We start from the raw sequence: 23,667 nt of genomic DNA on the forward strand, positions 1-23,667 counted from the left end.
GCGCTGTTTCCAATAACGACCAAGGAGATTACAGATGAAGATTGCAGTCATGCCCGGCGATGGTATTGGCCCCGAAGTTGTCGCGGAGGCGCTCAAGGTGCTGAGAATCGTGGCGCCGCACGCCGAGACGCAGGAGGCTGCCATCGGCGATGCCGGCATCCAGGCGCACGGCGTGCCGCTGCCGCCGCCCACGCTCGAAGTGGCGCGCAAGGCCGACGCGATTCTCTTCGGCGCGGTAGGCGTGGCCGACGAAGCCGATATCCCGCGCGAGGAGCGTCCCGGCACCGGGTTATTGCAATTGCGCGAGGCACTGACGCTCTATGCCAACTTTCGCCCGGCCTTCATGTTCCCGGAGCTGATCGGCGCTTCGACGTTGCGTCCGGAAGTGGTGGATGGACTCGACATCGTGATCGTGCGCGAGTTGAACGGCGACGCCTACTTCGGCCAGCCGCGCGGCTTCGAGACCAATCAGGCGGGCGAGCGTGTGGGGTTCAACACGATGCGTTACTCGGAGTCGGAAGTGGAGCGCGTCGCGCATGCCGCCTTCAAGGCCGCGCAGCGCCGTCATCACAAGCTCTGCTCGGTGGACAAGGCCAACGTGCTGGAAGCAAGTCAGCTGTGGCGCGAGGTCGTCACGCGCGTCGGGCGGGAATACCCGGACGTCGAACTGAGCCATCTCTTCGTGGACGCCGCCGCGATGATGCTGATGCGGCGCCCCAAGCAATTCGATGTGATCGTCACGGGCAATCTCTTCGGCGATATTCTGTCGGACGCGGCCGCCATGCTGACCGGCTCGATCGGCATGTTGCCTTCGGCCTCGCTAGGCTATAACCGCAAGGGCTTGTACGAGCCGGTCCACGGGTCGGCGCCGGATATTGCCGGAAAGGACATTGCCAATCCGCTTGCCGCGATTCTGTCGTGCGCGATGATGCTGCGCGAGAGCTTCGAAATGGAAGACGACGCGCGCCGGGTCGAGCAGGCCGTGCGCACGGTGCTCGCAGCCGGTTACCGGACCGCGGATATCCAGCAGGAAGGCACGCAGCGCGTCGGCACCCGCGACATGGGCGATGCCGTGGTCGAGGCGCTGCGCAAACAGGCGGCCTAAGAAGATCGCGTTGCGCGGACCGGCTCCGCTATGTCGATAATCAGCAGCCGCGGGAGATGCCAGGATATTCATAAGCCGGTCCGCAATTGACACTCTGTCGTCCCTGAAGTACCTAAAAATCCCTAAAAAGGGAGGAGACAACCATGAAGCTGAAACTCGCCATCGCGCTGTGTGCCGCGTTCGCGCTCGCCTGCGGTTCCTTGACGGCCGCAGCCAAGGATGTGCCTGAGAAGCCCGAGCTGCACATCGCGGCGGCTTCGGTGGGCATCACCTACCTGCCCATGCTCGTCGCCAAACAGCGCGGCTATTTCAAGGACGAAGGGCTCGACGTGACCATCGCCGCATTCTCCGGCGGATCGAAGACACTGGAAGCGCTGCTCGGCGGCAGCTCCGACATGGTGGCGGGCGCGTATTCGAACACCATCACCATGGCCACCAAGGGACAGCATCTCGTGGTGGTCGCGGCGCAAGTCATCTGTCCGGGATGGATCTTCGGGGTGTCGCAGAAACGCGAGGGCGAAGTGAAATCGGCCAAGGACCTGAAGGGCATGCGAATCGGCGTGAGCGCGCCGGGTTCCAGCACGCACATGGCACTCAATTACATTCTGCACAAGGCGGGGCTGCAGTCTTCCGACGTGTCGATCATCGGCGTGGGACAAGCGGCCGGCGCGGTGGCGGCCGTGCGGGCCGGGCAGATCGATGCGCTGATCGTCAACGACCCGAGCGCCACTATCCTCATGAAGGATGGCAGCCTCAAGCCGCTTGAGAACATGCGCACGGCTGAAGGGAACGTCAAGGTGTTCGGTTCGGATTACCCCGAGTCGAGCCTCTTCGCGACGCAAGAGTTCATCGGCAAGAATCCCAAGACGGTGCAGGCCGTCGCCAATGCGATCGTGCGCGCCGAGAAGTGGATCGCCAAGGCGACGCCGCAGGAAGTCGCCGACAACGTGCCCCCGCAATATATCGGCGAGAACAAGGCGCTCTATGCGGAGGCCTTCACGAACAGCCGCCGTTGCATTGCGCAGAACGGCGAGATCACGCCGAAGGGCGCGCAGACGGTGCGCGAGGTGCTGGCGGCATTCGACCCTGCAGTGGCATCGGCGAAGATCGATCTTGCATCGACGTATGACAACCGGTTCGTCATAAAAGCGGCGGAGATCCAGCCATGAGCACGGCAACGTATGGAATCAAGGGCACCCCGAGCGTCCCCCTCGACAGCGAAAAAACCGAAGTGCGCGAAGCCCTGCGTTTCGACAATGTGACCTGCACCTTCGCCGGCAACGGCAAGAGGGCGCAGACCTACACCGCCGTCTCGGAGGCCACGTTGTCGATCGGCGACGGCGAGTTCGTGTCGATCGTCGGTCCCACGGGCTGCGGCAAATCCACCTTGCTCAACGTTGCTGCCGGGCTTACGCGGCCCTCGTCGGGCAGCATCAGCGTCTTCGACAAGAAGCTGACGCAGGGCTTGAATACGCAGGCGGCCTATCTTTTTCAGGTCGATGCGCTCATGCCCTGGAAGACGACCGAAGACAACATCGCGATGGGTCTGATCTTTCGGGGAACGCCGCGCGAACAGGCGCTCAGCGTGGCGCGCGGCTGGCTCGATCGCGTGGGACTTCAAGGACACGGCAAGAAGTATCCGCATCAGTTGTCCGGCGGCATGCGCAAGCGTGCCGGTCTCGCGCAGGCGCTCGCGCTCAACCCTCGCATCATTCTGATGGACGAGCCGTTCAGCGCGCTGGATATCCAGACGCGGCACCTGATGGAAAACGAGTTGCTGCAACTGTGGTCGCACGACCGCAAGTCCGTGATGTTCGTGACGCACGATCTGGAGGAGGCCATCTCGTTGTCGGACCGCGTCATCGTGCTCTCGGCCGGGCCTGGAACGCGGCCTATCGCCGAGTTCAAGATCGACCTCGAACGTCCACGCGAGATGTCGGAAATCCGCATGACGCAGCGTTTCCTGCAACTGCACACCCAGATCTGGGACGTGCTCAGAGGCGAGGTTTTGAAAAGCTATGCGCGCAATCGAGTTTGACTCAAACAATCGCTTCACCGTCCTGGTCACGCGGCTTTTGATCCTGTTCGGTGTCTTGTTCCTGTGGTGGCTCGGCACGCATCAGAAGTGGCTGTCGCCGTTCTTCTTCGGCGATCCGCTCGGCGTGGCGGTGCGTATCGTCGACTGGTTCGTGACGGGCTCGATCTACCGTCATCTGTACACGACGCTCGTCGAAACCATGCTGGCGTTCGTGATCGGCACGGTCCTCGGGTTGGCATGCGGCCTGTGGCTTGCGCTCAGCCCGTTCCTCGCCACGGTCTTCGATCCGTTCATCAAGGCGATGAACTCGATGCCGCGCCTGATCTTCGCGCCGATCTTCGCGCTCTGGTTCGGACTCGGCATCTGGTCCAAGGTGGCGCTGGGCGTGACGCTCGTCTTCTTCGTCGTGTTCTTCAACGTCTTTCAGGGCGTGAGAGAGGTCAGCCCGACGGTGTTGTCCAACACGCGGATGCTGGGCGCCAACTCACGTCAATTGTTGCGGCATGTGTACTTGCCATCGGCGACGAGCTGGGTCTTTTCCAGCCTGCATAACGCAATCGGCATCGCCTTCGTGGGCAGCGTGGTGGGCGAATATCTCGGCTCGGAAAAGGGCGTGGGTTACCTGATCCTGCTGGCCGAAGGCGTATTCGATATCAACTCGGTGATCGCCGGCATTCTGGTGCTGACCGTGTTCGCCTTGATACTCGATACCGCCGTGTCGATGGTCGAGGATCATTTGCTGCGCTGGCGTCCTGTCGCCGGACAGACGGTGGCCACGAGCGCTTGAACCCCCGGCGCAATCGAAGATCACTAGAGGAGACCGTTTTGCAGACCAATGCAATCGATTTGAGGGGCCGCGTTGCCGTGGTGACGGGCGGCGCGCAGGGGATCGGCTTCGCGGTCGGCCGCAGGCTGCTTGCTTCCGGCGCGCGGCTTGCCATCTGGGATATCAACCCCGCCGGCATGGACGAGGCGCGCGAGCAACTGGGCGAGCACGATGTCCACTTCGAGCGTGTCGACATTGCCGATTACGCCAGCGTGCAGGCCGCCGTGGCGGGCACGCTGAAGGCCGCGGGGCGCATCGATATTCTCATCAACAACGCGGCTATCGTGGGCCCGAACGCCACGCTGATCGAGTATCCGATCGATATTTGGAAGCAGGTGATGGATATCGATGTCAACGGCACTTTCCACTGCTGCCGTGCCGTGGCCCCGGTGATGATCGACCAGAACTATGGGCGCATCGTCAATCTGTCCTCGGTCGCCGGCAAGGAAGGCAATCCGAATGCGGCCGCGTATAGCTCGGCGAAGGCGGCCGTCATCGCCATGACCAAGTCGCTCGGCAAGGAACTGGCAAGCCACGATATCGCGGTGAACTGCGTGACACCCGCCGTGGCGCGGACGCCCGGGGCGATGGAGCAATCGCCCGAGCATATCCGCTACATGCTCGGCAAGATTCCGCGCGGCCGTTTTCTCGAACTCGACGAAGCCGCCGCGATGATCGCGTGGCTCGCCAGCGAGGAAAACTCATTCACCACCGGAGCGGTTTTCGATCTGTCCGGCGGTCGGGCCACTTACTAGCAACGTCAGCCTGGGAAGAGGGAGACATCATCGTGAGAACGCTCAGGCGCCTGTCGTTGCCAGCGCTCGCCATCTGTGCGGCACTGGCCAGCCAGTCGGCGAGCAGCGCCGCTCCCGCGCCGGAAAAGCCCAGGCTTCATCTGGCCGCGGCGGGCGTGGGCTTTCCGTATCTGCCGTTCGTCATTGCGGATAGCCGCGGATACTTCAAACAGGCCGGGCTGGAAGTCGAAATCGGCGTCTTCAGCGGCGGCGCGAAAGCGCTTCAGGCGATGATGGGCGGCAGCGCCGATATCGTCGCGGGCGCGTATTCGAACACCATCACGATGGCCGCGAAAGGCCAGAAGCTCGTGTCGTTCGTCACGCTGGCTTCGTGCCCCGGCTGGGTGTTCGGCGTGACGCGAGCGAGTCACGACAAGGTCAAGACCTACGCCGATCTGAAGGGCATGCGCATCGGTGTGAGTTCGCCGGGGTCGAGCTTTCATATGGGCGCGAACTATCTGCTGAACAAGGCGGGCGTGAAACCGGGCGATGTTTCGATCATCGGCGTGGGCTCGTCGGCAGGCGCGATTGCCGCCGCGCGCAGCGGGCAGATCGACGCCTTGATGAGCAACGACCCGGTCGCAACCGTGCTGCAGACGAGTGGCGATCTCTTTCCGCTTGCCGTGATGCGCGACCCGGCCGGCACCCGAGCGACGCTCGGCGGCGATTATCCGGAAGCCTCCATCTACACCACGCGGGAGTTCGCGGCCAAATATCCCAACACGGTGCAGGCGGTGACCAATGCGATTCTGGAAGCCGAACGCTGGATGGCGCAGGCGACGCCCGAACAAGTCGCCGCCGCCGTGCCGGCTCAATACGCTTTAGCCGACAAGGATGTCTTCGCGCAAGCCTACGCCAACATGCATGACTGCATTTCGCGCGATGGCCTGATGACCGATGCGGCGGCCCACACCGTGCACGACGTGCTGGCCGCGTTCGATCCCGACATCGGCAAGGCGTCCATCGACCTGAAGGCGACTTACGACAATCGTTTTGTCGAGCATGCCGACAAGCGCTGAAGGGAGGACGACAGCGATGGAAAGCGCAATACAAATCCTGGCGGAAGGCTTGAAGTTCCCGGAAGGGCCGGTGGCGATGCCCGACGGCTCCGTGGTGCTCGTCGAGATCGAGCGGGAGACCATCAGCCGCGTTTCGCCCGACGGTAGAGTGAGCGTGCTGGCGGCGGTGGACGGCGGCCCCAACGGTCTGGCGCTCGGGCCGGATGGCGCCTTCTACATCTGCAATAACGGCGGTTTTCTGTTTCGTACCGTTGCCGGACTGAATCGCACGAAACCGGGCGTGCATCCGCGTTATACGAGCGGGCGTATCGAGCGCTTCGACCCGCAGTCGGGCTTGCTCACGACGCTGTATGAACACTGCGGCGATCATCCGCTGTGCGGTCCGAACGACATCGTGTTCGACCACGACGGCGGCTTCTACTTCACCGACTTCGGAAAGAACCGGCTGCGCGAGCGCGATCACGCGGGCCTCTATTACGCTCGCGCCGATGGTTCGGCCATCGTCGAGGTGGCGTATCCGCTCACCACGGCCAATGGCGTCGGTTTGTCGCCCGACGACAGCATCGTCTATGTGGCGGAGACCGAGACCGCGCGGCTCTGGGCATTCGATCTGGAAGCGCCCGGCCGGGCGCGCAGGCACCCTTATCCGTCGCCGCATGGCGGGCGTCTGGTTTGCGGCTTGCCGGGTTATCAGCGCTTCGACAGCCTGGCGCTGGACGCCGAGGGCAACATTTGCGTGGCCACGCTCGTGACCGGTTGCATCACGGTCGTCGCGCCATCCGGTGAAGTGCTGCGACAGGTGCCGGTACCCGATGGCATGGTGACCAACATCTGCTTCGGCGGCGCCGACATGAAGACGGCCTACGTGACGCTCTCCGGCACGGGCCGCCTGGCCAGGCTGCAATGGCCGCAAGCGGGATTGCAGCTGGCTTATTCGTGATTGACCGATTGCCGGCGCCTAATGGTGTGCCGCATCCTGACTTGCAAGCAGATGCTTGAGAAACAGTTGCACCGGCACGGGAAGCGACTCGGCTTCGCGCACGCAGATTTTCCAGTGGCGCTCCGCCCAGGCTTCATCCAGATGCACGGCGATCAGCGGCGCGGAACTGACGTACCGTTCGGCGTGATGCTCCGGCACGAGCCCGATGCCAAGCCGCGCTTCCACCATGCTGCGCACCGGTTCGAAACCGTTGACGCGAATCGACAGCTTGAGCGGGTGATCGAGATCCGCCGCCGCGCGCAGCACCAACGAATTCAGATAGCTCCCCACTTGCGGCCCCACGAGCGGATACTCGGCGACTTCGCGGAACGTGACCCGTTCGGCGCGGCCGAGCGGATGATCGGGCGGCATGATGACCACCAGCCGGTCGCTGCGATAAGGGAAGACCTGCAGGCCGGTGGTAACCGTCGTGCCGCCGAACACGCCGATATCCGCCGCGTTTTCCGCCACGGCGCGGACCACCGCGGGGCTCAGGCTTTCCTGAAGATCGATGCGCAGCCCGGGGTGCATCTCCAGAAAAACGCGTATGTCGTTGGCGATGTACTGAACGATGGTCGAGAGGCTCGCATGTAAGCGAATCTGACCGCGCACGCCTTCGGCGTGGTCCAGTAACTCGCTCTCCATTTGGGCGATGTCTCGCAACAGCACGCGGGCGTGCTGCAGGAGTGCCGCAGCGGCGGTCGTCAGTTCGAGTCCCTTGTTGCTGCGCACGAAGAGCGCGTTCTTGAGCGTGTCTTCAAGATGGGACATGCGCTTGCTGAGCGCGGAAGGCGCAATGTTTTCCGCTTCCGCCGCGCGGGCAATGCTGCCGTGCTCGCACACGGCGATGAACAGTTTCAACGATTGCAGGTCGAATCGCATCGAGTCTCCGGGGTGCGGTCTTTTCGCCGCAGCGCTGCTTCCGAAGAGAAAGTATGCATCGGGTCTGGGGTGAGCGCAAAGGTTTAGGCGTCATGCTGCCTCCGGTATGGGCTGCGGAAAGCGCACCTCGTAGCGTTCTCCGCAAGCCTTGAGCGGTGTGTCGAGATCGGCATGCAGATGCACGCCATTCTTCAGTTGCTCGGCCCGCCTTGCCATTGCGCGCTCGCCGGGAAGGCGCACGGGGTCGTTGATCGTGCGAGGCGGGTTGGTGCGGCAGGCGTCGCCGAGCCAATCCATCTGCCTCTGGAATGCTTCGATACCGCCGAATGCTGCCGGATCGTGCAGCGACATGAACACGGTCGCGCCCCAGCCTTCGTGTGGATCGGCGCGGCCAAAGCCGGCCAGTCCGCCTGTCAGCGCCTCGATCATCAACGCCATGCCGAATCCCTTGTGACCGGCGGCCAGTCCACCGAGCGGCAGGATCGATCCGGGTGGATCGGCAAACAGCACGCCGGGATCATGCGTCGCGTTACCTTGTGCATCCATCATCCAAGGTTCGTCGAACGATTGGCCGTTCTGATGGCGGCGCGCGCTCATCGCGTTGGTCGTCACGGAGGACGAGATGTCGATCAGCATCGGAGTCGTCGATGTCGGTATGCCGAGAGCGATCGGGTTCGGCGTGAACAAGGCCCGCGTGCCGCCGAACGGCGCGACGCTTTCCACGCTCGGATCGGAGCTCGCCAGCATCATCACCAGGTTCATTTCGGTGGCGCGCAGGAGATACGCGGCAAGACATGCAATGTGATGACTGCGCCGGATCACGAGCGTGGCGGCGCCGAGTTCGCGGGCGCGCGGGGCAAGGACGTCGATGCCGGCATGCACGAGCGCGGGTCCGGGCAGACGCCGTCCGTCCCACAGCAACGCGGCAGGACGATCAGAGATGACTGCGGGCGCGCCGTCGCGTGTCATGGCGCCTTGTTCGAGCTGCTTCACGTAGCCTGGCAACAGCGCGAGTCCGTGCGTGTCGTGTCCCATCAAGTCGCCATCGACGAGAGTGCGTGCCACGTCCCGCGCATGAGCGCTCGCGAGCCCCGCCCGGCAAAGCACTTCCATTGCATATTCAAAGAGCGCGTTCGCGTCGTAGCGGGTCGTTCTCATCGACATCTCTCCCTTGGTGGTGTCATGCGTCGAGCGGTACGTGAGGCACGATAGTCGATCGATGCGACCCTGAGAAGACGTTGATTCAACGATCAAGTATTGTGCGCTAAAGGGCGGCTACCCTAGACTGGCTTCGTCGATGTAGCGACAGGAGACTAGAGCCGTGAGCAACGAATACATCACCGGCAAGGTGAAAGCCATCATCGGCGCCGAGACCGAGTGGGTCACGTCGACGCATGCCGTCGAAGCAAGCGAAGTGCGCCGCTTCCATCATGCAACCATGGATGACGCGCGTCGTTACTGGGACGAAGACTGGGCCGCGACAAGTCGTTATGGCGCACTGGTCGCGCCGCCGGGTTTTCCGGTGCATGCCTTTCGCAGACCGCCGTCATCGCCCGACCCGCTGGATGACATGAACAAGCCTGACTACGATGGCCTGAGCCGCAGTTTCAGCGGCCTGCCGGCCGTCGAAGTGGAGTTGCCACGCGATCTGAACGGCGGCTACGAATACGAGCTCTACCGTTATGCGCGCGTCGGCGAGAAGGTGCTGCGTCAGGCGCGCTACAAGGACATCGTGCAGCGCGACGGCAAAAGCGGACCGATGGTGCTCGTCATCATCGAAGAGACCTACGTGAACGAGAAGGGCGAGAAGCTTTTGAAGGTCACGAACACCCAGATCATGCGCTAGGCGAGGGTCATCATGGCTGCACTGTATTTTGAGGATGTCGAAACAGGCATGGAGATCCCGGCGCTCGTCAAGGGACCGATGACCACGGCGCATATCGTGCGCTGGTCGGCATCCATGGAGAACTGGCATCGCATTCATTACGACTGGCGCTTCGCCACGCAACACGACAAGTTACCCGACGTAATGGTCAACGGCTCGTGGAAACAGCACATCATGCTGCAACTGCTGACGGACTGGGCCGGTGAAAGCGGCTGGGCATGGAAGCTCCAGTTCCAGTTTCGCGGCATGAACGTGCCGGGCGATCTGCTCACGGCGTGGGGCCGCGTGACCGGAACCGAACGGCGCGGCGGCTTCGGTCTCGCGCATCTGGAAATCGGCTTGCGTAATCAGGAAGGCAGGGAAAGCACGCCCGGCAGCGCAACGGTCGTTCTGCCCTTGCGCAACGGCGCGCCCGTGCCTTATCCCTTCGATCCAGCCGTTCTCGAAGAGGCCGCATGAGCGCCGCTGATTTCGTATCCCCAGCGCGCGTGGTCGCCGCGCCGCTCGCCGGCGTGCGCGTGATCGAATGGAGCGACGCCATGCCCGCCGCTTTCTGTGCGCGCGTGCTGCGCGACCTCGGCGCGCAGGTGCTCAAGCTGGAACCGCCCGGTACTGGCGATACGCTGCGTCGAACCGGCCCGTTCGCACCCAATGCTCCTTATGGTGAAGATGCCGCGCTCTTCGCGTATCTGAATCACGGCAAGGAAAGCGCCACGCTCGATCCGTCGCATCGTCAAGGAGCTGCGTTGCTGCGGCGTCTCGTGGAATCCGCCGATCTGCTGATTACGTCCAATACAAGCCGCCTTGCGGAACTGCAACTCGACGGCGATACGCTCAGGCACATTCAGCCCGCGCTCGTCACGCTTTCCGTCACGCCCTGGGCTACGCATGCGGGACCCGACGCGCCGTTCGCGTACACCGACTTCACCCTCACGCATCACGCGGGCTATGCATTTCATCAGGCGCGCCCCGTTCACGCACCCGATCAGCAAGCGCCCGTCGCCTGTGCCGACCGCGAAGTGGCGCTGGCCACGGGTGCGGCCGCCGCGAACGCCGCGCTCTGGGGCTTGCTCGAAGCGCAGATGAATGGCGAGGGACGCAGTATCGAATGCGCGGAGCTGGATGTGATCGCGCATCTGCTGATCGAGCCCGTCGCCGATCATGGGCGCGGCGAACGCAGCTTCAGCCGGCTGCGCGAGGAACTGCAGGGCACCGAGGTCGCGGGCGGGCTGATCTGGCTGTTGCCGTGCAAGGACGGCTTCGTGATGATTTCGCCGCGCGAACAACATCAATGGGAACGCTGGGTCGAATTGCTCGGAAACCCGGCGTGGTCGCGCGATGAGGCGCTGTGCGGCGAACGCACGGCGCGCAACGAAAACTGGATGATCTTGCAAGACGAGATGTCGAAGTGGACGCGCGAGCATAGCCGCGCCGACGTCTTCGAGCGCGCGCAGGCGGCGCGTGTGGCGTGTTTTCCAGTGAGCGGTGCGCGCGATCTTCTGGATAACGCGCAGCTGAATGCGCGCGGGTTTTTCGATCGCTGGCAGTGCGCGGGCGGCACGCCACTGTCGATGCCCGGCCTGCCGTTTGCCATGCGCACGACTTCGGGCGCAGAGTTGCCACGCGCGCGCGATGTCGTATCGCCCGCACTTGGCTCCGCTAACCGCGCGGTGTTCGAAGAGCGCCTAGGACTGTCGCCGGATGAAGTCGAAAGCTTGCGCCGGCATGGAGTCGTGTGATGACACAGAAAGCATTGGCGGGCTTGCGCGTCGTCGATTTCAGCTGGGTGCTGGCCGGACCCATGACTACCAAGATGCTCGCGGGCATGGGCGCGGAGATCATCAAGATCGAATCCGCGACGCGGCCCGAACATACGCAGCGTCCGCCCTGGTGGGCAGTGGTGAACGCCGGCAAGAAGAGCTGCACGATCAACCTGAGCCGGCCGCAAGGTCCGGAACTGATCCGGCGTCTGATCGCGCAGAGCGATATGGTCGTCGAAAACTTCTCCAACGGCGTGCTGGCGAAGTTTGGCCTCGATTACGCGACGCTTGCGCAGATTCGCCCCGATCTGATTTTCGTGTCCGCGTCGGGCACGGGTCGCGAAGGCCCGCAGCGCGATGCGCTTGCTTACGGCTCGTTATTGCAGGCGTACAGCGGTCGCGCCAGCGTGGTGGGCACGCCGAACGAGCGCGTGGAGGCCATGGGCATTCTGCCTGCGTGGACCGATCCGATCACTGCGCTGTGGGAAAGCTGCGCGGTGCTTGCGGCCATCCGGCACCGGCGCGTGAGCGGCGAGGGCGCGTACATCGATCTGTCGATGCTCGAAAGCACCGTCGCGCTATTGCCCGAACAGCTGTTTCGCGAGGCGCTCGGCAGCAAGACGCCAACGGCCACGGGCGCGCGCGAATGGGACGCCGCACCATCCGGATGCTTCCGCTGCTCAGGCGACGACGCCTGGCTCGCCGTTTCCATTGGCAACGACCGGCAATGGCGAGCGCTCTGCGACGCCATGCGCAAGCCCGAACTTGCTACCGATCCCCGCTTCTCCGATGCGTTCGGCCGCGCCGCGCATCGCGCAGCGGCGGACAATTTACTGGCAGAGTGGCTGCGCGACCAGACGCCCGCGCAAGCACTCGATGCGCTGCAGTCGCGTGGCGTGCCGGCCGCGCGTTCGAGACACATTGGCGCGGTGATGGAAGACCCGTATTTCGCCGATGGCGGCCTCTTCCCGCTGCTCGCGGACGGCTCACGCAGCATTGCGCTTCCGTGGCGCGATAACGCCGGCTTTCGCGGCGATTTCACGCCGCCGCCGCGCCTCGGCGAACACAACGACTACGTGTTCGGTGAGCTGCTCGGCCTCGATGCGCACGAAATTGAAACCTTGACCGAAGCGGGCGTGCTGCGTTGATGACGAGCGCGTTCGTGCAAAGACTCATTTTTGAAGGAGCAGGACCCATGAAAGAAAAAGTGATGGTTTGCGAAGTCGGGCCGCGTGACGGTCTGCAAATGGCTCACGAGATCATGCCGACCGAGCAGAAAACGCGCTGGATCGCGGCAATCGCGCAAGCGGGTATCGGCGAAATAGAGGTCGGCAGTTTCGTTCCGCCAAAGCTCGTGCCGCAAATGGCGGACACCGAGGCAATCGTCAAGGCGGCGCTGCTACAACCCGGCTTGCGCGTGATGGCACTCGTGCCCAACCTGCGCGGTGCGCAGGCGGCATATGCGGCGGGTGCACATGGCGTCGGCATACCGGTTTCGGTGAGCGAGGGACACAGCCGCTCGAACACGCGCAAGGGCACCATGGAGCAGGTGGACGAAGTACGGCGAATCGTCGAATGGGTGCGCGAGCAGGAGCGGCCAATGGCGATCGAGCCGGGTTGCGCGACGGCCTTCGGCTGCGCCATCGACGGCGAGATTCCCTTGCAAAAGGTAATCGAAACGGCCGTCGCGCTAGCCAAAGCAGGCGTCGATGCCGTCGCGCTCGCGGATACCGTCGGCTACGGCAATCCCGTTCAGGTACGCAAGATGGTCAAGGCCGTGCGCGCGGAGATCGGCGACAAGCTGACCAAACTGCATCTGCACGACACGATGGGACTCGGCCTCGCCAATGCGCTGGCGGGGCTCGAAGAAGGCATCCGTTCCTTCGATTCCGCGCTCGCGGGCCTTGGCGGCTGTCCGTTCGCGCCGGGCGCGTCGGGCAACATCGTCACGGAAGACCTCGTCTTCATGCTGGAAAGCATGGGCTTCGATACTGGAATAGACCTGGAACGGCTGATCGCCGCGCGCGAACTGCTGCACGAAGGGCTGCCTGGCGAGCCGATGTACGGGCAGGTGCCAAAGGCCGGCATTCCCAAGACTTTCCGCCGGACGGCTGGACTTCATGCATAAACGGAGCGTGTTCGACCGCGGTACTGGCATGACCCGATTGTGAGCATCCACGCGTTTGATTATCTTGTGGTTCACTGTGCCCCGTCCGGCGCTTTTGCGCTGGCAGCTTCGCATGGGACCAGGACGGGCGCTTCGGCGCCCGTCCTGGGTCGACAGGAGACCGAGGTGCAATCGAACCCGCATGATGCCGCCAGCGCGCCGCCCGACGCGCCCGGCGATTATCTGACACGCGCTGAAACGCTCGCGCTGCTGCAGATCAAGCTGCAAACGTTGTACGCCTACGTCAGCCGCGGCTTGATTCGCAGCGTGCCGCAAGGCGACAAGGGGCGCCGGCTTTATGCGCGCCAGGATGTCGAACGCATGAAATCGCGCGCCGATGCCCGCAGTGGCCACGCGCCCGTCGCCGCGGCCGCCATGCGCTGGGGCGAGCCGATCATATCGAGCACGCTCACCGAAATCACGGCCGAAGGTCCGCGTTATCGCGGCGTCGCGGCGCTCGAACTCGCGCGCAAGGGAAAGACCTTCGAACAGGTCGTGAAAGCGCTCTGGAATCCACGCGACGACGTGATCCTTTCGTGGCAGCCGTGCGGTCGCACGTTACGTTTCGCCGATGCCTGGTCGCGCACGGCGGGTCTCCAGCCACGTCGAGAACTCGTGCGCTTCTTCGCCGATATTGCAATGCGCTTCGGCGGCGAGCATCTGCGCGCGTTGCAGGCCGGCGACGCGCAGTTCATCGAATGCAGCCGCATGATCGCAACGATGGCGCATTGCCTTGCGCATTTGCGACGCGCAACGCCGGGCGCTGCGGCGGGCGTCACGCGCAAACGCGCGGACGGTCTCGCCGCGACGCTGTTGACCGTGCTCGGTGGTTCGGCGTCTGCCGCGCATCGTGCCGCGCTCGACGCCGCGCTCGTGCTGTGCGCGGATCACGAACTCGCGCAGGCGACCTTCGTGGCGCGTATCGCGGCGTCGGCGGGAGCGGATATCGGCGAATGCGTGGCGGCGGCCATCCTCACGCAGACGGGGCTCACGTCCGCGCGATCGTACGAAGCCACCGAGGACCTGCTGCGCGCATGCCGCACGGTTGCAGAAGCGCAACGGCTCTTCACGGAGCACTATGCGGCACACCGGAATCTGCCGGGCTTCAATCATCCCTTGTATCCGGATGGCGACCCGCGCGCGAGCTACCTGATCGATCTCGCGCGGCGGCTCGAAGGGCGGCACGCCGCGGTCGATCCGCTCTTCGCGGCACTCAAGATCGCAGCGGGCTACGGCTGTCTGCCGAGCCTGGAAGTTGGGCTGACCATGCTAACCGTGGCATTGGGGCTGCCGCCGCGCAGCGCGTTTTGCCTGTTCATCATCGGACGGTCGGCGGGGTGGGTGGCGCATATCATCGAGCAGCGCGAATCCGGCGCTTTGATACGTCCACGCGCGGACTACCTCAAGGCGAACGCCCCGCAGAACGATTCGGACGAGACGCGCTTGCTGACGTCGATCCTGCCGCCCTGAATCTCCGCATCGCACGACATGACGCCGACGGCCCTTCGCGAGGGCCGTTTTTCTTGGGCGCCGCGATCAAGTTGATTCAACGATCAAGTATTGTGGGCCGCTCCATGCGTCACTAGACTGGGCTAATCGAAAGGAGACAGCGGCCCGGACAAGCTAGCGACAGACAATGCGAACCAAGCCAGCAATTCCACACCGTCCTCATCGAATAGTTAGTATCCCCGATATTCACGACCGGTACGATGCGCTTTAGGCATTCAGCCGGCTGCACAGGAGGAGAAGAGGATGAACACCCCGAACAGGGCCATCGGCGCCGATGTCGCCGGGTCGCTCGACAGCGCGGATTATCCGGCGCGCGTCATCACGGCAGGCGGCGTGACCGCACGCTTCGACCGGTTGCCAATGACCGCCACGCTGTGGAAGCTCCTCACCCTCGTCGCACTCGGCGGCTTCTTCGAACTCTACGATGTGTACTTCGCGGGCTATATCGCGCCGGGCTTGTTCCGCTCGGGCATCCTCACGGCGACCACGCCCACTTTCTTCGCGATGAACGGTCTCGCCGGCTTTCTGGCGTCGCTGTTCATCGGGCTTTTCATTGGCACGATCTGCTTCGGCAGTCTCGCTGACCGATTCGGCCGGCGCCGCGTCTTCGCCGCATCCATGCTGTGGTATTGCATTGCGACGGTCTTCATCGCGTTTCAGGATACGGCGCTAGGACTGAACGTGTGGCGTGTGATTTGCGGCATCGGCGTCGGCGTGCAGTACGTGACGATCGATTCCTACGTCTCCGAATTGACGCCGCGACACGCACGCGGCATGGCGTTCGGGCTTGTATATGGCGTGGCGCAGATTTGCGCGCCGCTGATCGCGTTCCTTGCGTGGGTGCTGGTGCCGATTTCCCCGCTGGGTTTCGAGGGCTGGCGCTGGGTGATCGCGCTCGGATCGGTGGGCGCGCTGCTCGTGTGGTATCTGCAATTGCGTCTGCCGGAATCGCCGCGCTGGCTCGTGCAGAAAGGTCGCCTCGACGAGGCTGAACGCGTCATGCAGATGATCGAAACCCGCGTTCGCCGTGACTACGGCAAGGACCTGCCGCCACCGGCCGACGCGCCCGAAGCCGAGGAGCAGGAAGGCACGTTGCGCGAGGCATTCAGCCCGCGCTATCGCAGCCGCACGCTGATGCTCGTGGTCGTGAACTTCTTTCAGACGATTGGTTACTACGGCTTCGTCAGCTGGATTCCGACGCTGCTCATCGCCAAGGGCATCATGGTGACGCGCAGCCTCGAATACACTTTCCTGATCGTGCTGCTTTATCCAATCGCACCATTCATCGTCATGCTGGTGGCTGACCGCTTCGAGCGCAAATGGCAGCTCGTGTGCAGTGCGATCTCGGTGGCCGTGATCGGCGTGATCTTTTCGATGCTCAAGGCGCCGGGCTGGCTCATCGCGGTGGGAATCGTGCAGACGCTCGTCGTCAATTGGCTGTCGACTATCGTGCATACCTACCAGGCCGAGTTGTTCCCGACGCGCATGCGAGCGGGCGCGGTGGGCTTCGTGTATTCGTGGAGCCGGCTGTCGTCGATCTTCGTGGGCTTTTTCATCGCGTTCTTTTTGCGCGAGTTCGGCGTGCCGGGCGTATTCGCCTTCATCTTCGCCGCGATGGCGATCGTCGTCGTGGCGGTGGCGCTCTTCGGGCCGCGCACCACGGGGCTGGCGCTCGACGACATCGCGCGGTGAGTACGCGCATCGACGCCCTTGCGGAGCAGCCAATGGATTCCGTAGACCCGAAGGTCGTATCCGGCACCATCAACGGCAGGCTCGACCGGCTGCCGATGACCCGGCACATGTGGACGCTCTTGATGCTGATCGCAGCGGGCGGTCTCTTCGAACAATACGATATCTATTTCACAGGTTATATCGCGCCGGGTTTGTTCCAGAGCAAGCTGCTGACTTCGACCACTGCATCGTTCTTCGATCTCAACGGTCTTGCAGCCTTTCTCGGGTCGCTGTTCCTCGGGCTGTTCATCGGTACGATCTGTTTCAGCTATATCGCCGATCGCTTCGGGCGGCGGGTGGTCTTTCTCGGCTCGATGATCTGGTATAGCGTCACGACGTTCATTTTGGCGTTTCAGGGCTCGGTGCACGGTCTCGAGATATGGCGGCTGATAGGCGGTATAGGCATCGGCGTCGAGATGATCACGATCGACACCTACATTTCCGAACTCGCGCCCCGCGGTGCGCGCGGCAAAGCATTCGCGTTGTTCTACGGGCTGGCGCAAATCAGCGCGCCGCTCGTGGCCTTTCTAGCGTGGATGTTCGTGCCGACGAGACCGTTCGGCTTCGATGGCTGGCGCTGGGTGATTCTTTTCGGCTCGTTCGGCGCGGTGCTCGTGCTGTTCTTGCGGCGCCGCTTGCCCGAGTCGCCGCGCTGGCTCGCGCAACATGGGCGGCTCGCCGAGGCCGACCGCGTGCTTTCGGTTATCGAAGCGAAGGTGCAAAAGGAGTACGGCCAAGCGTTGCCCGAACCTGAAAAGGCCGTTGGCACGGTACATCCGGAAGGGCGTATCGCCGAAATGTTCGGGCCGGTTTACCGCACGCGCACCATCATGTTGATGATCGTGAACTTCTGCCAGACCATCGGCTATTACGGCTTCGTGAGTTGGATTCCAACGCTTCTGATAGCGAAGGGCATTCTTGTCACGCGAAGTCTCGAATACACGTTTCTCATCGTGTTGACCTATCCGGTCGCGCCGCTTCTCGTCATGCTCGTGATAGACCGCTTCGAGCGCAAATGGCAGCTCGTGTGCAGTGTGATATCCGTGGCGATCATCGGCACGATCTTCGCCATGCTGAACGCGCCGGGCTGGCTCATTATGGTTGGATGCCTGCAGACGCTTGTCGTCAACTGGATGTCCACCATCGTGCATGCCTACCAGTCGGAACTGTTTCCAACCTGGATGCGCGCTCGCGCGGTCGGCTTCGTGTTCTCGTGGAGCCGGTTGAGTTCGATATTCGCAGGCTTCTTCATCGCCTTTTTTCTGCGTGAATTCGGGCAGGCTGGCGTGTTTGCGTTCATCGGCGGTGCAATGGCGATCATCGCCACGACGGTGGCGTGGCTCGGTCCGCGTGTCACCGGCCGCGCGCTGGAGGAGATCGCCCATTGAGCGAGCTGGAACGTGTCGGCAATACGCGCGATGTACTCGGGGAGTCTGCGTACTGGTCGGTCGAAGAACAGGCGCTGTATTGGGTCGACATCCGCAGCCATCTGATCCGCCGCCGCAAATGGGGCGACGACCACACGCAAACCTGGACCATGCCCGAACTCGTAGGCTCGATCGCGCCATGCGCGTCGCGGCGCGGATTGATCGTGGCGCTACGCTCGGCCATCGCGTTCTTCGATCCGGCGAGCGGCGCCATTGAACGTTTCGACGCGCCGCACGCAAGCCAGCCACAAATGCGCTTCAACGATGGCAAGTGCGATAGACAGGGACGATTCTGGGTCGGCTCGATGGATGACATTGGACGCACGCCGGTGGGCGCGCTGTATCGCTTCGAAGCGGGGCGTTATACGCGCGTGATCGAACGCGTAGCCGTGCCCAACAGCCTGTGCTTCTCGCCGGACGGCGGGACGATGTACTTTGCGGACGGCATCGAGCCCGTGATCTGGGCGTTTCCATTCGATGTTTCGACGGGCATGCCGGGCGAGCGACGTCTATTTGCGCGGCTCGACCGCGACACGGGAATTCCCGATGGCGCAACCGTCGATCGTCATGGCTACCTGTGGAGCGCGCAATATGGCGGCGGTGTCGTCAAGCGATACGCGCCCGATGGACGCATCGACCGCGTCGTGCCGATGCCGGTCACGCAGCCAGCAAGCTGCACGTTCGGCGGGCCGGATATGCGTACGCTTTTTGTGACGAGCGGTACGCGTAAGTTGTCCGTGGAAGCGCTCGAGACGCAACCGCTTGCAGGGGCGTTGTTTTGTTTGCGCACCGATATTGAAGGATGCGCTGAAGCGGCATACGTTGGCTGAGCGCGCCTTACAAACTCGAGCCAATCCCACGTCGCCCCCCTCATCGCGGCACGTCCCCCTTGAGCGTGATCCGCTGCATCACCCGCCGAAACCCGTGATAATCGTTCACCGGATTATGCTGAGCCGCGCGATTGTCCCAGAACGCAATCGCGTTGTTCGACCAGACGAACCGGCACGTGAACTCCGGTTTCACCTGATGTCGAAACAGGAAGTCGAGCAGCGGCGCGCTTTCGTCGGTGGTCATGCCGTCGATGCCGACCGTATGCGCAATGTTCACGTAAAGCCCCTTGCGTCCCGTTTCCGGATGCGTGCGCACGACGGGATGCTTCGCCACGAAATCGTCCGGCTTCTTGCCCGCGCCGTCCGTTCGAATGCGATCCTCCCGGGTACGCGACACATCCGCCTTGGCCGATGAACTGATGCCCTTCAGTCCTTCGAGGAGCCGCTTCATGGTGTCGGACAACGCGTCGTACGCAAGCTGCTGGTTCGCGAACAGGGTGTCGCCGCCATAGGGCGGAATCTCGCGCGAGAGCAGCATCGAGCCCATGGGCGGCACGTCGAGATAAGTCGTGTCCGAATGCCAGATGCCGCCGAAATTCACGCGCTCCGTTTCCAGTTTCTTGACTTCGATGATGGTCGGAAAACCTTCGAGGCTCTTCACAAAGGGATATTCGATAGGCTCGCCCATCGCCTCCGCAAAATCCAGGAACTGCCGGGGAGCGAGGTTCTGGTCACGCAGAAAGATGACGAGATGCTCGTTGAGCGCCGCGCGCAAAACGCTCGCTTGTTCGCGTGTCACGCCCCGCGACAGATCGATGCCGGAGATTTCGGCGCCCAGCGCGCCCGCCACTTTGCGAATGTCCATGCGAACTCCTCGTAGCCGGGCGTGTGTCAGTTCGCGCCGAGCAGCATTGTCGAAAGCGAAGGAAAAATACCGATGAGCGCAAGAACGCCCATCATGATGAACACATAAGGCAACGTGCCGAGCACGATCCGTCGCAACGGGACATCGGGCGCGACGCTCTGCACGACAAAGAGGTTGAGTCCCACCGGCGGATGGATGAGCGCCATCTCCATGTTGATGACGACGACCACGCCGAACCAGATCAGATTCCAGTGATACGCCTCCACGACCGGCACGAGCACGGGCATGGTCACGACGATGATCGCGATCGTCTCCATGAAGCAGCCGAGAAAGATCAGCAACACGTTGATGCTCACGAACAGCACCCACGGTTCGACGTGCGCGCCCGCGACGGTTTGCGTGAGCGACGCCGCAACCTGGCTCGTCGTCATCACATAGCCAAACACGATGGCCGATGAAATCACCGCGAGGATCATCACGCTGCTTTGGGCCGCGCTGATCAGGATCTGCCGGAATTTGCTCCACGAAAGCTCCCGGTACACGACGCCCGCAAGCACCAGACTTGCGACGATACCGAGCGACGCCGCTTCCTGAGGCGTTGCAAGCCCGCGATACAGCGAGCCGAGAATGATGAGAATCAACAGAGCGAACGGGCCGACGTCTTTCAATGCGACGACACGTTCGCGCATGCTCGCGAGCGGCCGCGTGCGCCTTTCGCTCTCGCTGCCGCGCGCACGATCGCGCATGGCGAGCAGTATCTGATAGATGCCGAAAGCAGAAGCCATGATCGCGCCGGGGATGAGTGTCGCGACGAACAGTTTGCCGATACTTTGCTCCGCGATCACGCTATACACGATCAACGGTATGCTCGGCGGTAACAGAATGCCGAGTGTGCCGCCGGCCGCGACCGCGCCGCATGCACGCGCTTCGGGAACGCGGTGCCGGCGCATCTCCGACACAGCGAAGCCGCCGATGGCCGCCGCCGTCGCCACGCTCGAACCGGATACGGCCGCCATCACGCCGCATGCAAGCGTCGTCGCGACGGCGAGGCCGCCGGGCACGCCGTCGAGGATCGTCGCCAGCGCCGCATAAAGACGCGCGCCCATGCCCGACGCGGAGACGATCGCGCCCATGAACATGAACATCGGCACGGAAGTCAGCGTGAAGGTGGCAACCGATCCCCAGTACGTGCTCGGTACGAGACTCAGTGCATCCCATCCGCCGCCCGTGACGAACAGCGAGGCGAGGGCGACGAACAGCAACGCGAACGCAATGGGCACGCCCATCGACAACACCGCGAGCAAGCCGCCGAACATCCCCGCACCGATGACGAGCTGATTCATTCTTCTCTCCCGAGCAGCATGTCGTCGATGGCGACTTCACGGCCTGCCGGTTCGCGTGCGAATACGATGGTCAGCAAGCGTACGATCTGCGCGATGCACAAAAGCAGCATGCCCGCGAAGAAGCCCGAATAAGGAATCCACAGCGAGAGCGAGAACATGCCCCACGAACGTTCACCGCTCGTGTACGCCTCCCACCAGAAGTCGAATGCGAGGCATGCGAGCGCGAACGCGACCGCCGTGACGATGGCCGTCGATATGAACGCGAGCGCGCGCTTGCCACGTTCGCCGAGATGTGCGCTGAGAACGTCGACCTTGAGATGCCGGCCTTGCCACGCCAGCGCCGCGGTGCCCACGAAGGTCATGTAGGCCATGAGGTAAGTCGTGACCTCCGTGACCCAGACATCGGAAAGATGCAGCGCTTCGCGCGCGAGCACGCCATACGAAATGACGAGCACGGTCGCGATGACCGCCGCGCCGACGGACAACGCGACGCCCCGGCAAAAGGCGTCGAGCCCGCGCGAGAAGCGGTCCAATGCGTGGCGCATCGCGGCCTCTTATTTGTAGAACGCCGTGCTCTGATCGAGCAGACGTCCGCCGTCGGGCACTTCGGCGCGGAACTTAGCGAAGCTGACTTTCTGGAACAAGGTCTGCCACTGGTTCCACTCATCGAGCGTCATCTTGTGGATCTTCGCGTTATGGCTCGCAAAAAGTTGCGCGACGCGGCGATCGTCCGCTTTCGCCCCTTCGAACGCGCTCTGCTCGAGGCTTCGACCCACGTCCGTCATGATCTTTTGCTGCTCGGGCGTGAGCTTGTTCCACGTCTTCATGCTGATCGCGATCGGCTCGATCGTGTAGTAGATGCTGTAGTCCTCGGGCGAGTTGTAGTACTTCGCCACTTCGTAGAGCCGATACGAACCGAAGGTGCCGGACGACGTCCACAAGCCATCGAGCAAGCCGAGTTGCATCGCGCTATAGGTTTCCGACGACGCCATCGACACGGTACTCGCGCCGGCGCTCTGCAAGGCCGCCTCCATCATCTTTCCGGCGCCGCGCACCTTCTGCTGCGGCAGATCCGCGGGCACGTTGATGGGCTTGGACTTGGATGCCATGCCGCCCGAGATTTGAATCCAGCAGAGCGTCTTGAAGCCATATGCTTCTATCTTCGCTTCGAGTTCTTTCCAGGGCGCGGAGGTGCGGAATTTGAAGACGTCCTCGGGCGTTTTCCAGAGGCCCGGCAGGAGGATGAGGTTCATCTGCGGGATCGCGCCCGCCGAATAGATGTACGGATAGATTGCGAGATCGGCGCTGCCGTTCTTCAAGGCCGTGTGGGTGTTCAGCGACTTGACGAGCGACTCGGCCGGAAAGATGTTGATGTGTATCTTGCCGCCCGACTTCTGCTCGACCTGCTGCGCGAACTTCTTGCCGGTCTGCACCACATAATCGTTCGGGTCGTCGGGCCATTGGTGTGCCATCTTGAGCGTCACGACGTCGTCGGCGTGTGCCGCTGTCGATATCGCGGCGAGCGCGAACATGGCGGTGAACATGCGGGTCCAGCGCTTTGCCTGCATCTTCCGTCTCCTGATTTTCTATTTATCGAACCTTCGTTTCAGCGCGTCTGTTCTTCCTGAATCTCGACGATAGCCGCGCGTATGCGCGCCGCGATGCCGTCGAGCGCGCCTTCCATCCGATACCGTGGCCCCGCGACCGCAATGCCGAGCACTTCCCGGTTCACATGCACGGGCATGGCAAGTGCAAAGACATCGCTCACGCTTTCGCCGCGCGTGAGAAAAAAGCCGCGTTGCTTCGATTCCACGAGGTCGGCCATCAACGCGTTTGCAGCGGTCAAAGTGTGCGCGGTGACCGGCGCGAGCGTCGTGTGCGCGAGCCACTCGGAAAGCGTTGCATCGTCGAGTTGACCGAGCATCGCCTTGCCGATCGACGTCGAGTAGAGCGGTTTGAGCGCACCGGCCGGCGCGCTGTATCGAATGGTCTGCGGACCTTCGTACACGGCGAGATAGACGATGTGATCGCCCTGACGTTTGCCAATGATCACGGTCTCTTGCGTGGCCTCGCGCAACGCCAGCAACGACGGCTCGATGCGTTCGAGAAACGGGTCGTGCGAGGCGATCTCGAGCGCCATGTCGAGCAGCCGCCGCGTTGGAAACAAGTCTTTGCGACGCCCGGTGACGTAGAGATAGCCGCGCTCGGTCAGCACTTTCACGATGCCGTGACTGGTGCTCACCGGCATGCCCGACGCCGATGCGAGTTCCGACAGCGTCATCGGGCGGCATGCGGCTTCGAATGCCTCGAAGATGCTTAGAGCACGGTCAGTCGGCTTCAATTTCGTATGTTCGAAAACAGTTTCGCCAAATCGAAACCGAGTATAAAAGATGCGAGCGTCCTTCCGGTCGCTGATTGGATCGGGATTTACCCTTTGAAATGAGGTGCCGAGGCAACGTCGAGATTCTCACGCGCCGCCGTCTGTAGGCGGCGCGGCGTTATCGCTG

General features: G+C 62.9%; 23 protein-coding genes. 16 read left to right on the forward strand and 7 right to left on the reverse strand.

The features are described from left to right. The first annotated feature begins 34 nt into the window (after positions 1–34). The 7 genes from leuB (at position 35) to P9292_RS08030 (ending at position 6,722) form a co-directional block, all read left to right on the forward strand. Complete coding sequence (gene leuB, locus P9292_RS08000; protein WP_250468281.1) at positions 35–1,105, forward strand: 3-isopropylmalate dehydrogenase; 1,071 nt, start codon at positions 35–37, stop codon at positions 1,103–1,105. A gap of 143 nt (positions 1,106–1,248) precedes the next feature. Further along, the gene (locus P9292_RS08005; protein ID WP_309958515.1) at positions 1,249–2,274 is read left to right on the forward strand and encodes an ABC transporter substrate-binding protein; all 1,026 of its coding nucleotides are present in this window, start codon (positions 1,249–1,251) and stop codon (positions 2,272–2,274) included. Further along, the gene (locus P9292_RS08010; protein WP_250468283.1) at positions 2,271–3,143 is read left to right on the forward strand and encodes an ABC transporter ATP-binding protein; all 873 of its coding nucleotides are present in this window, start codon (positions 2,271–2,273) and stop codon (positions 3,141–3,143) included. The genes P9292_RS08005 and P9292_RS08010 overlap by 4 nt, the downstream gene beginning before the upstream one ends. Then, positions 3,124–3,930 (forward strand): ABC transporter permease, encoded by an 807-nt coding sequence (locus tag P9292_RS08015; protein WP_244830399.1) that lies wholly within the window; start codon positions 3,124–3,126, stop codon positions 3,928–3,930. The genes P9292_RS08010 and P9292_RS08015 overlap by 20 nt, the downstream gene beginning before the upstream one ends. Before the next feature lie 38 nt (positions 3,931–3,968). Beyond that, the gene (locus P9292_RS08020) at positions 3,969–4,724 is read left to right on the forward strand and encodes an SDR family NAD(P)-dependent oxidoreductase (protein ID WP_250511235.1); all 756 of its coding nucleotides are present in this window, start codon (positions 3,969–3,971) and stop codon (positions 4,722–4,724) included. A 32-nt stretch (positions 4,725–4,756) separates the two neighbouring features. After that, complete coding sequence (locus P9292_RS08025; protein ID WP_250511236.1) at positions 4,757–5,782, forward strand: ABC transporter substrate-binding protein; 1,026 nt, start codon at positions 4,757–4,759, stop codon at positions 5,780–5,782. Between the two features lie 16 nt (positions 5,783–5,798). Continuing rightward, positions 5,799–6,722, forward strand: coding sequence for an SMP-30/gluconolactonase/LRE family protein (locus P9292_RS08030; RefSeq protein ID WP_309958516.1), 924 nt, complete (start codon positions 5,799–5,801; stop codon positions 6,720–6,722). Between the two features lie 18 nt (positions 6,723–6,740). Here P9292_RS08030 and P9292_RS08035 read toward each other — a convergent pair whose 3' ends face one another. Both P9292_RS08035 and P9292_RS08040 read right to left on the reverse strand, forming a co-directional pair. Continuing rightward, the gene (locus P9292_RS08035) at positions 6,741–7,643 is read right to left on the reverse strand and encodes a LysR substrate-binding domain-containing protein (RefSeq protein WP_244830394.1); all 903 of its coding nucleotides are present in this window, start codon (positions 7,641–7,643) and stop codon (positions 6,741–6,743) included. 90 nt (positions 7,644–7,733) lie between these two features. After that, entirely contained in the window at positions 7,734–8,807 is a 1,074-nt protein-coding gene (locus P9292_RS08040) for an Ldh family oxidoreductase (RefSeq protein WP_309958517.1), read from the reverse strand. A 157-nt stretch (positions 8,808–8,964) separates the two neighbouring features. Here P9292_RS08040 and P9292_RS08045 point away from each other — a divergent pair, with 157 nt between their 5' ends. The 9 genes from P9292_RS08045 (at position 8,965) to P9292_RS08085 (ending at position 18,952) form a co-directional block, all read left to right on the forward strand. After that, positions 8,965–9,489: a MaoC family dehydratase N-terminal domain-containing protein gene (locus P9292_RS08045; protein WP_250468288.1), complete on the forward strand. Its 525-nt coding sequence runs from the start codon at positions 8,965–8,967 to the stop codon at positions 9,487–9,489. Between the two features lie 12 nt (positions 9,490–9,501). Beyond that, positions 9,502–9,987: an acyl dehydratase gene (locus P9292_RS08050; protein WP_250468289.1), complete on the forward strand. Its 486-nt coding sequence runs from the start codon at positions 9,502–9,504 to the stop codon at positions 9,985–9,987. After that, a complete protein-coding gene (locus P9292_RS08055; protein WP_309958518.1) occupies positions 9,984–11,267 on the forward strand; it encodes a CaiB/BaiF CoA-transferase family protein in 1,284 nt (427 codons plus the stop codon). Before P9292_RS08050 ends, P9292_RS08055 begins: the two co-directional genes overlap by 4 nt. Further along, entirely contained in the window at positions 11,267–12,436 is a 1,170-nt protein-coding gene (locus tag P9292_RS08060; RefSeq protein ID WP_250511239.1) for a CaiB/BaiF CoA-transferase family protein, read from the forward strand. The genes P9292_RS08055 and P9292_RS08060 overlap by 1 nt, the downstream gene beginning before the upstream one ends. Before the next feature lie 47 nt (positions 12,437–12,483). Next, complete coding sequence (locus P9292_RS08065) at positions 12,484–13,416, forward strand: hydroxymethylglutaryl-CoA lyase (protein WP_309958519.1); 933 nt, start codon at positions 12,484–12,486, stop codon at positions 13,414–13,416. Between the two features lie 165 nt (positions 13,417–13,581). Next, on the forward strand, positions 13,582–14,925 hold the full coding sequence (locus tag P9292_RS08070) for a citrate synthase (RefSeq protein ID WP_250468293.1): 1,344 nt from the start codon (positions 13,582–13,584) through the stop codon (positions 14,923–14,925). 282 nt (positions 14,926–15,207) lie between these two features. Then, on the forward strand, positions 15,208–16,656 hold the full coding sequence (locus P9292_RS08075; RefSeq protein ID WP_250468294.1) for an MFS transporter: 1,449 nt from the start codon (positions 15,208–15,210) through the stop codon (positions 16,654–16,656). A 32-nt stretch (positions 16,657–16,688) separates the two neighbouring features. Further along, positions 16,689–18,083 (forward strand): MFS transporter, encoded by a 1,395-nt coding sequence (locus P9292_RS08080; protein WP_250468295.1) that lies wholly within the window; start codon positions 16,689–16,691, stop codon positions 18,081–18,083. Next, positions 18,080–18,952, forward strand: a complete 873-nt coding sequence (locus P9292_RS08085) for an SMP-30/gluconolactonase/LRE family protein (RefSeq protein ID WP_309958520.1) — start codon at positions 18,080–18,082, stop codon at positions 18,950–18,952. Before P9292_RS08080 ends, P9292_RS08085 begins: the two co-directional genes overlap by 4 nt. A 40-nt stretch (positions 18,953–18,992) precedes the next feature. Here P9292_RS08085 and P9292_RS08090 read toward each other — a convergent pair whose 3' ends face one another. Genes P9292_RS08090 through P9292_RS08110 form a run of 5 tightly spaced genes read right to left on the reverse strand, consistent with a single transcriptional unit; the run spans position 18,993 to position 23,501 of the window. After that, the gene (locus P9292_RS08090; RefSeq protein ID WP_244830393.1) at positions 18,993–19,817 is read right to left on the reverse strand and encodes a TauD/TfdA family dioxygenase; all 825 of its coding nucleotides are present in this window, start codon (positions 19,815–19,817) and stop codon (positions 18,993–18,995) included. Between the two features lie 26 nt (positions 19,818–19,843). Next, entirely contained in the window at positions 19,844–21,160 is a 1,317-nt protein-coding gene (locus tag P9292_RS08095; protein WP_244830392.1) for a TRAP transporter large permease, read from the reverse strand. Further along, positions 21,157–21,705, reverse strand: coding sequence for a TRAP transporter small permease (locus P9292_RS08100; RefSeq protein WP_244830391.1), 549 nt, complete (start codon positions 21,703–21,705; stop codon positions 21,157–21,159). Before P9292_RS08100 ends, P9292_RS08095 begins: the two co-directional genes overlap by 4 nt. 9 nt (positions 21,706–21,714) lie before the next feature. After that, entirely contained in the window at positions 21,715–22,728 is a 1,014-nt protein-coding gene (gene dctP, locus P9292_RS08105; RefSeq protein WP_244830389.1) for a TRAP transporter substrate-binding protein DctP, read from the reverse strand. Between the two features lie 38 nt (positions 22,729–22,766). Beyond that, on the reverse strand, positions 22,767–23,501 hold the full coding sequence (locus tag P9292_RS08110) for an IclR family transcriptional regulator (RefSeq protein WP_250511245.1): 735 nt from the start codon (positions 23,499–23,501) through the stop codon (positions 22,767–22,769). Positions 23,502–23,667: the final 166 nt, after the last annotated feature.

It is taken from the genome of Caballeronia sp. LZ001, from assembly GCF_031450875.1.
In the GTDB taxonomy this organism is placed as follows: domain Bacteria; phylum Pseudomonadota; class Gammaproteobacteria; order Burkholderiales; family Burkholderiaceae; genus Caballeronia.

Bases quoted from the DNA above. Each gene is read 5' to 3' on its own strand.
- P9292_RS08050 (WP_250468289.1), top strand. From the start codon at position 9,502: ATGGCTGCACTGTATTTTGAGGATGTCGAAACAGGCATGGAGATCCCG.
- P9292_RS08095 (WP_244830392.1), bottom strand. From the start codon at position 21,160: ATGAATCAGCTCGTCATCGGTGCGGGGATGTTCGGCGGCTTGCTCGCG.
- P9292_RS08010 (WP_250468283.1), top strand. From the start codon at position 2,271: ATGAGCACGGCAACGTATGGAATCAAGGGCACCCCGAGCGTCCCCCTC.
- P9292_RS08100 (WP_244830391.1), bottom strand. From the start codon at position 21,705: ATGCGCCACGCATTGGACCGCTTCTCGCGCGGGCTCGACGCCTTTTGC.
- P9292_RS08005 (WP_309958515.1), top strand. From the start codon at position 1,249: ATGAAGCTGAAACTCGCCATCGCGCTGTGTGCCGCGTTCGCGCTCGCC.
- P9292_RS08055 (WP_309958518.1), top strand. From the start codon at position 9,984: ATGAGCGCCGCTGATTTCGTATCCCCAGCGCGCGTGGTCGCCGCGCCG.
- P9292_RS08040 (WP_309958517.1), bottom strand. From the start codon at position 8,807: ATGTCGATGAGAACGACCCGCTACGACGCGAACGCGCTCTTTGAATAT.
- P9292_RS08015 (WP_244830399.1), top strand. From the start codon at position 3,124: ATGCGCGCAATCGAGTTTGACTCAAACAATCGCTTCACCGTCCTGGTC.
- P9292_RS08030 (WP_309958516.1), top strand. From the start codon at position 5,799: ATGGAAAGCGCAATACAAATCCTGGCGGAAGGCTTGAAGTTCCCGGAA.
- P9292_RS08035 (WP_244830394.1), bottom strand. From the start codon at position 7,643: ATGCGATTCGACCTGCAATCGTTGAAACTGTTCATCGCCGTGTGCGAG.
- P9292_RS08065 (WP_309958519.1), top strand. From the start codon at position 12,484: ATGAAAGAAAAAGTGATGGTTTGCGAAGTCGGGCCGCGTGACGGTCTG.
- P9292_RS08090 (WP_244830393.1), bottom strand. From the start codon at position 19,817: ATGGACATTCGCAAAGTGGCGGGCGCGCTGGGCGCCGAAATCTCCGGC.
- leuB (WP_250468281.1), top strand. From the start codon at position 35: ATGAAGATTGCAGTCATGCCCGGCGATGGTATTGGCCCCGAAGTTGTC.
- P9292_RS08080 (WP_250468295.1), top strand. From the start codon at position 16,689: ATGGATTCCGTAGACCCGAAGGTCGTATCCGGCACCATCAACGGCAGG.
- P9292_RS08075 (WP_250468294.1), top strand. From the start codon at position 15,208: ATGAACACCCCGAACAGGGCCATCGGCGCCGATGTCGCCGGGTCGCTC.
- dctP (WP_244830389.1), bottom strand. From the start codon at position 22,728: ATGCAGGCAAAGCGCTGGACCCGCATGTTCACCGCCATGTTCGCGCTC.
- P9292_RS08060 (WP_250511239.1), top strand. From the start codon at position 11,267: ATGACACAGAAAGCATTGGCGGGCTTGCGCGTCGTCGATTTCAGCTGG.